This is a genomic window from Endozoicomonas sp. YOMI1 (genome assembly GCF_024606345.1).
Taxonomy (GTDB): domain Bacteria; phylum Pseudomonadota; class Gammaproteobacteria; order Pseudomonadales; family Endozoicomonadaceae; genus Endozoicomonas.
The window spans coordinates 1-7,646 of record NZ_JAHHPM010000417.1; the positions used below are offsets into that span (position 1 = coordinate 1).

Genomic DNA, 7,646 nt, shown 5'->3' on the forward strand with positions numbered 1-7,646 from the left:
GCCTGGTTCGTAGCCAGGTACTCTATCCAGCTGAGCTACGAGCGCGCTGCGTCAACGAAGGCGAATCATACTGAAATTCCTGCCGGAGTCAACAATCGTTCTCATGCTTTTTTTCACCATAGAGGAAATCATGCAAATCGCTAAGAGGCCACTACCCCCTATGGTTAACTGTATGGATCAGGGCATACTTCATAAACTACTATTTTTTTTCAAACTTTTATCACCAGGCTGGAAAGTACTGTCCTCCTTTTTTTCACCATAAAGGCAATCATGTAAATCTCTAAACTCATGGCGGATATATCTCAAAAAAGTTTTGGAATCATCTTCCACATCTGAGTGTCCAGTGTATTTGATTTCATCGTAGGCAACGACACCGCTCGCCAAGCCGCATGTTCCAAAAATAGCGCCAAAAACACTTAATGTGACTGGGTGCACAAGTACCGGTAAAGAGGCCACTAATCCAGCTGCTCCAACGATCTGACCTGGAAGCCAGCCAACATTAGTACCCCGGTGGAAATCTTTGATTACGTATTCCATCAGAGGCTTTGATGATTTCTCGCATAGGCCCAGCTTTGATCCTGCCGCTCTGGCCAGCTTGACAGTGCCACCTCTTACGGCACCGATAGCTGCACCACCGGCACCAAACAGGGCTTCAGTACCAAGACTTAAGGAATGAAACAAAACATAGGGAACGGCTACGAACATCTTGCATACAATTCGACCAAAGCATTTAACAGCTCTGCCCAGTGTATTACGAGTTGAAGGGTTAGGGTTTGTTGTTTGATAATAATTGACAGGTACAACTTCCATTGTACGCTACCTCCGTGAGCATAATTAATATTGTGATTAGTATTTAACTGGTTGTTTTTCCATAAATCACTAACACCTTAGTCAGTTACAATAACAGACAGCAATGACTGACCGGTTGGCTAAACCGCCCTCATAAACGGGAAACCTCTCACCACATCAATGCCAAGTCCACATTAAAACCCCACAGTTCCCGGCAGTATGATGTCCCGTCCGGGTTTCCCAAAGATCAATGTCTTGATCTTGAAGTGGAGGGTCTACCCTGAGATAAATAACTAAACTTCAGGTTTTCTTCTCTGCTTCAGAACAAATTGAACTTTTCTTACCATCAGCAGTCAAAAAGTAATTAGAAAAATTAGCTTTAAAACAAGCTCGGATTTTTTTAAACAAGAATTTATAAACAGGATTATTCACACAACCATGAATATCAATATACAGTCACTTGAAATTGTTACAAATTACCTGTTTAACACAATTCACGCTAAAAGATATTTGCATACAGGCACTGGAAATACTCTTAGTCCAGATGTAAAAAAGGTAGTCTGGGAAGTTTACCACCTACAGAATCTCAACCAATGCGATAAAGGTTCCCACGACACTCCTTTACTTCGAAGAGACATTCAAATCATTCATGTATTACCGACACTGGCTCAAAGCCGATGTTTTTTTGATAGCCTAAACGAGCATGCCCAACGTTTCCTTGAACGTCGAACAGATAAGACTGTTGTTTCAAAAGAAGTAAAAGTCGCTCTGGAAGAGCTGAAGATGGCAGATTCTTTAAAAAAATTTGTAGGTATAGGACGCTTCTTTGAATCAATTCTGGACAAACATGACAATAAAAAACCCATAACTCATAGTGAAAAAACAGTATTCAGGTTTTTGTTAACCGGTATATTCAAGATCGATCCTGGTATAGATGCTTTAAATTCAGCCAACTTTTTAAAAATGTTGTCAAGATATTTCCACCCTGATAAAAGTGGCAAGTCCAGTGAGCTATATTCTTGTGTTTTAAGCCAGGGATTACGTCTTGCCAAGCTGATTAACGATTTATGGAGTGTCGAAAAAACAGAGCAATCTGGTAGTCAGAAGATTAATCTCACTGAGATCTCTTATGACCCGCTGGTAACATCAATTTACAACCTAAGTCAACTCCACTATCTCGACGGACACTGGGCTCGTGAAAAAATAAAAAAAGAGATGCAGACACTCAACGCTACTCACCTGAAAGACAACCAAAAAGAAGCCTTAATAATGTCGATTATCACATCCGACGAATCGGGCCTGCTGGACATATTGATGAATCGGGTACGTATTGATAATCTAAAAATTTATGATGATACACCTCTAATTTATGCCATTAAAAAGGGTAATGAGAGTGTCATCAAGAGTTTAATAAAAACACAAGACATCAATGCTCTTGGCTTCGATGGAAGAACACCACTTCAAATAGCCATTCATTGCTATGAGGAATGGAATAATAATCATAAAGATTTTTCATATCGCAGCAACCCCTACGAACGGATAATTAATTTTTTATTAGATTCTCCTGGACTCTGTGTTGATAATAAGAACTCTTTTAATCTGACTGCATTAGGCGATATTGCCTTACTGCCAAAGATTGATTCATCACACCTTCAATTTATTAATAAACTGATCAACCGGGGCGCCAATATTGATCAAATATTTCTGCGTCAAACGGTACGAAGCTTATTAGAGAAGAAGCTGAAAGAGGACCAATTTGCTGAGATAGAGAAATTGGCTGACAATCTGGAAGATATCAGGAATGGCGTTGAATTCCATGGTGACGAAATCGTAGAATTAATAGCTGAGTACAATAAAACTCATTACGGGCGTTTTTCAGCATTAGAAAAAGTCAGAGAGGCTATTACCAATAAAAAAACACTTCGACAGAAAAAAAGCGGCAGAAAGACTGTGCTCATGGCTGCTATTGAATCTGATGCAGTAAGTTTTATCAAACTACTATCAAAACGGCCTGATTTTACTATTGATCAGTTAACAACCAAGGGTGAAACTCCATTAGAATATGCAAGAAAAATCGGCGCTCAAAACATTGTTAAATATTTGTCCACCGATATTTCAAAAAACAGTGGAGATACAAGTCAATCGAGGAAACGTCCGTTGACTACCACCACAACGGCCGAAGGTGCAGCTCCAAAGTAGCAAAAAAGGGAGATTTTTCCTCCATGGTTCCATCCAAAACCCATTGAAAATCGCGGGCAAGCTGAATATCAACCCCAACAGAGGAGATACAATGGCCAAAATTATAAAAGGCATGGCTCAAAGTGCTCTTTTCGGTTTAATTCTCCGCAGGCTCTACTATCCTGAACCTTCCTGTTGTCAGGTTACTCGGAAGGCTTGTCTATGTATCCCATCGTCAAATACCCCAAAACCTGCGATGTTCATCAGGATGTACAAAATCCTGTTGAGTTTCCGGCCAGTGGCTTTGGCCGGTTTATCGGTGCAATGTCCGGCGATTCACTGGCTAACCTGTTAAGTTATCTATCGATACAGGATCTGGCTAACCTGGAGTTGGTGTCCCGCGGGGTACGTACCGTTTTGCATGATAAATGTGGCATGTCGGTAAGCCAGCTCCACAAGTATTACCAGTATTTTTTATCCCTGCCAAAGGCAGAACAGCATTTTTATCAGGCAATGGCCACTGGCAACCCGCAACTGCTGCACCATCTCAGGACGGTGCCCGCCATTTTCAGTCCCTGCTACCCTGTCCAGTGCAGGCCAGAAGCACTTTGTGCCTATTATAACCAGCATTTCTGCCAGCAGATGATAAATGCACCATCTCTGTCCCTGTCAGCGGCTGGGTGCATGGAGTTCCTGCCGATTGTGTCGACTTTTTTCCTGAATGCCAATCACAACTGTCTGATCAATGGAGACAGCCGGGCCAGAGCCATGCATATCTGGGCTCCGGACAACAGTGGCAGCTGGCATCGGGAGTTATCGACGGATTACATCACTGGGATCAACATGCACAACCAGCATGGGGGGAATATTCTGTTTCTCCCCTCTGAACAGTTGTCGGGCGAACCACCGGCGGTAGATGCTGGGGGTAATGCTCACGAACACTTGCTGTCTGTTGTCAGGCGCAGTGATTCCGGTATCTGGTCCGAGGCTCAGCAAATGACAGTGGCCGATATTTACCCCCACCTGGCACACCGGTGTATAAATGAAATGATCCTATCCGACGATGGCAAGTCGCTGGTGTGCATTGACCATGAATCGGGAGGTGCCATCCTGTGTTGCGAGACCGATGGCAACTGGCGGCACAATAATGATTTAAGCTGGGGTGATAACCATGAAATCTGTTTTAGTCCTGATAGCCAATATATTGCCCTGTTCGACGGTGCTGAAGTCTCTTTCATAACCCGGGATGCTGATGGGTTATGGTCATGCTGTAGCAAAATCGTCTTTGGGCTGAGCAGCGATGTTGCTGTAGCCCGCCAGGCAGCGTCGGACGATGACCGACTGTTTGACAATATGGAGTTTGATATGGCGTTCAGCCCGGATAGCCGCCATTTTGCCGCATGGTCTGATGACGTTGGAATATATGATGAGTCAATTCCGGGGGCTGAAACAGAATTTTATGTCAAAGTTGCCGGGCTTGACCAGAACCGCCAATGGTCACACAGGTTAACTATTACCAAAAAACACAGTGACCCACGCCACTGCTTTTTGCTCAGCGTTGCTTTTAGCCCTGATGGCAAGCTACTGGTTGTTGCCACTATCACCGGCTTCGACATCTGGAGCCTGGACGATGACAACAGCTGGTCGCCGGTTATGCAGGACAGGGCTTATATTGAGAGAGCCGGGCAAATACTGCGGAAGCTGCCAGACATACAGTTTTCCATGAACTCACGGCTGCTGTATTTTATGATGGCAGCGTCGTCGCTGAATGTAGACGACAATGAACTGAGAGCCAGTATCTGGCAACGACGGGACTCAGGACAGTGGGAGTGTGCACGCATACTGAGTTCCAGCTCCCTCCTGAAGGTCAGCCCCCGGGGCAGTGCCCTGGTCTGCGGAGGTGAATCAGACTGCACAGATATATATCGGTGCACTCATAGCGGTCAATGGTTGTGGCAACATATTAAACTGTCTATTCAGGAGGCGTGCTTTAACCGACAAGGCTGCCTGATTGCCGCACGAGTGAACGACGGCAGCCTGTTGCTTCTTGGATTAAGCAGCGACGGAACCTGGCAGGAAAAAAACCGATGGCGGCCAGAAGGGCAGATCAGAGATTTTGAGTTCAGCCCATGCAGCCGCTCTTTACAAACCAGAGTGTATCGCAACGGTAAAGAGGTTCTCACTTTCTGGCAGATCAAGCCTGATCTACCTCTCCCCTTACTTGAGGGTTAACCGATGAATATCCAGTGCTATCGTTTTTACCATTGACTCCGGGTTAGGTTTGAAGTTAGTGAAATACGCTTGTTCGAATATATTTTGAAGTATGGTAGACATCGGGGTTTGAAACTCTCTCTCTATCTTCAATGAAATCTCCTTCGTCATTGAGAAACATATCTGTTTCATATAAATCATGCCATATACTCTTTCCACGCGGACATTCATCATATAATGATTGAAGGTGAGTAGCTTCATCCATTGTAAGACCTTGAGCTATTTCTACCATGACTGGAAGCAAATGATTGAATCTTGCTATATGGGCCAACTCAAGAGCATTACTATTTGCCCATGTTACACGCTTACGCAATGACTCATTGTTATAAAAAGGTACTAAATCCAAAGCTAGTTCTTCATTGTTTGTTTTAATGGCCAATACCAGAGGTGTATTGCTTCCAAACTGACCTTCTAACTCCTTTTGATTTGGGGTGATCAATAACTCATGGTTTGTTTTTTTTAGATAATTAAATAAAGCTCTTGAAAAACTTTTATCTCTAGCTGCAATTGCTGCAGTAAATGGGGTATTTTTGAAAGGTGTTGAGTCAAATTCCAGCAATGCAGATTCAACCCCCTCTCTTTCCAGAAGTAATGCAATAAACTCTTCCCGTTCTTTTGACTTTAACAGATTTTTTGCGGCACTTTTTTGAGTATTTGTAATATCAACAATAACCTTGAATAACACATTTGGCCTGAAAGCACTCCCTCTATAGAGAAAAGGATCTCCTCCTCTTCGTAATAGCTTTAATGCTCTACCCCAGTCAACCTGCCGGGCTGAGAGTACTTTCATAAGTGCCTGTGTTGCTGAATTTTTTCCACTTTCCAGACTTAAAGTGAATGATCTTTGAACTTTATCAGGAATAGGTGTGTATCTAAGTTTCAGTGGATAAGGAGACACTCTTTTCATCACCCGAAAAGATCGTTTTCTTAACTTTCCAGTATCTCCTTTATGTAAAGGGTTACTTTTATCAAAATACCAAGTTCTATATGATAAATCGTTTACAGAAGATGGAATCATACCATTACCTCATAGAGAACAAAATCACTTGACATGATTTTGTTTGGATCCCGTTTTACTATTTTATTAACCATAAAAATTTTCAGAATATCTAAGGCCACACTGTTTATCGAGGTATTATCCGGATGACTGTGTATTTGCCTTTCCAGGTGTTTATTCCAATTTTCCTTTGCAGGTAATTCACCATTAATTGAGTGCTTCTGTTGTGCTTTATTGAAAACACTATTTTCAGATTCTCAAAGTTGTGATTAACGACGAAATTTCCAAGAGCACGCATGAGGACATTCTAAAATTCACCTTGAACCGAAACTTACGCAGCAAATGCTAAACTCAGCAAAGCCAGAGGCATCCGCTGGAATTTTTTGCCAGGTGCGAAAGCTAGGCCTGAAACTAATTTTAAAATAGTTTGTCCTATCTCTATAAAGCAAAACTTCATCAACTCTTTGGAGCTTATCGTATGCAGCCAGTACAAACTACGTCCTCCAACTCCATGCAGCGTGCAAAATATGAATCAACTGATATTACGGCAAACAATTCAGTTACTAACAATTCAGTTACTAACAATTCAGTTACTAGCAATTCACTTACTAGAAATTCACTGGTTTTTATAACAAATCAAGAAACTTCCATGATTGATCATGCTATTGTAGAGTTCAAGAAACCAAATTACCAATTTAAATGCAATAGTAATATTTTTGAGATCCTAAAAAAACTACCGACTGAATTAGCTGAAAAGCTAGTAGTAATTATTGCAACTCACGGGGGTAATGGAATAATAACTTATTTTAAAAAAAGTTATAATCATCATGTTTTTATTATGGGAAATACAGAGGATGGCTTAAGAATATTTGATCCGCAGATCCCTTACTCTACATCTATGAAATCTATCACATGGATTAATAATGTTTACGAAGAAGTTCCAATCAAACACACTCTAACTAACAGCTGTACATTAAAATCATTACCTCAATTCAGATTTGTTGACGGATTGACATATCTTGATAATTATGAAGATTCATCCGAATTTGACACATTACACCCTGATTTTGCAATATCGGAAAATAGTATCATTCTAAAATCTCAGTTATGGAAAAAATCATTTTCACTGAATTTGTACGAAGTAACTCAACTGTTTAAAGGAATTTGTTCATACGAAGATACCGTTCTAAATCACAGAGATAATGAAAGTCCGTTGAAACGTTTAGAAGCCCAACACATTGCATATTTGCGGGAGATTTTTGTAAACAGCTAGCGCTAAGTTAATTGATGGCGTGTTTCGCGCCGTCTGCTTGAGCACCTGGTTACAATCTATCTAGTGCTATCACCGCTCAAAGGGCATCCAACAGCCAGCCATAACCGATACGCTCCTGTTCCAGACGCAGGTTTTTTC

At 41.7% G+C, this 7,646-nt stretch carries 5 protein-coding genes; 3 read left to right on the plus strand and 2 right to left on the minus strand.

Features of this window, described 5'->3' with window-relative positions:
• Positions 1–189: 189 nt before the first annotated feature.
• Entirely contained in the window at positions 190–810 is a 621-nt protein-coding gene (locus tag KDK15_RS14830) for a hypothetical protein (protein WP_257296162.1), read from the minus strand.
• 417 nt (positions 811–1,227) lie between these two features.
• Between KDK15_RS14830 and KDK15_RS14835 the strand changes: the two genes are divergently transcribed.
• Entirely contained in the window at positions 1,228–2,988 is a 1,761-nt protein-coding gene (locus KDK15_RS14835) for an ankyrin repeat domain-containing protein (protein WP_257296163.1), read from the plus strand.
• 201 nt (positions 2,989–3,189) lie between these two features.
• On the plus strand, positions 3,190–5,199 hold the full coding sequence (locus KDK15_RS14840) for an F-box/WD repeat-containing protein (RefSeq protein WP_257296164.1): 2,010 nt from the start codon (positions 3,190–3,192) through the stop codon (positions 5,197–5,199).
• A 55-nt stretch (positions 5,200–5,254) separates the two neighbouring features.
• Here KDK15_RS14840 and KDK15_RS14845 read toward each other — a convergent pair whose 3' ends face one another.
• Complete coding sequence (locus tag KDK15_RS14845) at positions 5,255–6,256, minus strand: hypothetical protein (protein ID WP_257296165.1); 1,002 nt, start codon at positions 6,254–6,256, stop codon at positions 5,255–5,257.
• Between the two features lie 457 nt (positions 6,257–6,713).
• On the opposite strand from KDK15_RS14845, the gene KDK15_RS14850 reads away from it, so the two are divergent.
• Positions 6,714–7,508, plus strand: a complete 795-nt coding sequence (locus KDK15_RS14850; RefSeq protein ID WP_257296166.1) for a hypothetical protein — start codon at positions 6,714–6,716, stop codon at positions 7,506–7,508.
• Positions 7,509–7,646 lie beyond the last annotated feature (138 nt).

Bases quoted from the DNA above. Each gene is read 5' to 3' on its own strand.
- KDK15_RS14830 (WP_257296162.1), bottom strand. From the start codon at position 810: ATGGAAGTTGTACCTGTCAATTATTATCAAACAACAAACCCTAACCCT.
- KDK15_RS14835 (WP_257296163.1), top strand. From the start codon at position 1,228: ATGAATATCAATATACAGTCACTTGAAATTGTTACAAATTACCTGTTT.
- KDK15_RS14840 (WP_257296164.1), top strand. From the start codon at position 3,190: ATGTATCCCATCGTCAAATACCCCAAAACCTGCGATGTTCATCAGGAT.
- KDK15_RS14845 (WP_257296165.1), bottom strand. From the start codon at position 6,256: ATGATTCCATCTTCTGTAAACGATTTATCATATAGAACTTGGTATTTT.
- KDK15_RS14850 (WP_257296166.1), top strand. From the start codon at position 6,714: ATGCAGCCAGTACAAACTACGTCCTCCAACTCCATGCAGCGTGCAAAA.